Here is a 1,153-nt window from a genome sequence, read left to right as displayed (position 1 = left end):
AACCGATCCGGGATAACCTATGCCTATGAATCCGTATCATACTGGGATAAAGAAAAGAAACAATCACGTGCCCGACGTACATTGATCGGGCGGGTGGACAAAGAGACGGGAGAGATCGTCCCCACTGATGGAAGGAACAGAAAGAACCAAGATGTGCAGGCTCCTGTCAAATGTGGACCCAAGACCGCTAAGATAATAAATCGTTCCTTTTACGGTGCCACCTACCTGCTGGATGCCATCGGGGAGAAACTTGGGATCACCCAGGACCTGAAACGGTGTTTCCCTGATACTTACAGGCAAATATTATCTATAGCATACTACCTGATCCTTGAAGACAGCACACCCTTATACCGTTTTGAGAAGTGGGGGATCCTGCACAAGCACCCCCATGGAAGTAATATCACCTCACAACGCAGCAGCGAGTTGTTTTCCAGCATCACCGAGGACAGTAAACAGCGTTTCTTCGTCCTTCAGGGAAAGAGAAGGCTGGAAAAAGAATTCTGGGCGTATGACACGACAACTCTATCCAGTTATTCAGAAGCTCTCAAACAAGTGCAGTATGGTCATAACAAAGAGCATGACCGATTGCCCCAGGTGAATCTGGCTCTCGTCTTCGGACAAGAGTCCAACCTCCCTTTCTACTACAAAAAACTTGCAGGCAATATCCCTGATACTAAAACAGTCAGCCATCTGCTTGAAGAACTGGATATTCTGGGTTATTCAAAGGTGAAACTGGTCATGGATCGAGGGTTTTATAGTGAGGACAACATCAACTGCCTGTACCAGAGTCATGTGAAGTTCCTTGTGTCTGTCAGGATGTCTCTGGCCTTTGTCCGAAAAGAGCTGGACGAGATATATGATACGTTTCGAGGTTTCGAGCATTACAATGAAAATTATGAGCTTTATTACCGAACAGTTAAAATCACCTGGAACTACACGCAAGAGCGTCCGTATAAGGGAGATACTCTACAGGAATCGCGCCGCCTTTACATTCACTATTACTATAACATCGACCAGGCAGCAGATGATGAGAAGGCCTTTGATCGTCGATTGTTCTCACTGAAACAGGAACTGGAATCTGGCAAACGTGTTCCTGAACATGAGAAACTTTATCAGAAGTATTTCATCATCAAGACAACACCCAGACGGGGAA

Annotated in this window: 1 protein-coding gene; it reads left to right on the top strand. The window is 45.9% G+C overall.

The features are described from left to right. Positions 1 to 1,153: IS1634 family transposase (locus BB781_RS15140; RefSeq protein ID WP_094229275.1), on the top strand; the 1,153-nt coding region annotated here is incomplete at both ends.

This window comes from Methanolobus psychrotolerans, assembly GCF_002243045.1.
Lineage (GTDB): Archaea > Halobacteriota > Methanosarcinia > Methanosarcinales > Methanosarcinaceae > Methanolobus > Methanolobus psychrotolerans.
Note: the sequence above shows the minus strand (reverse complement) of the source record. Positions and strands in the feature narration are given on the sequence as shown.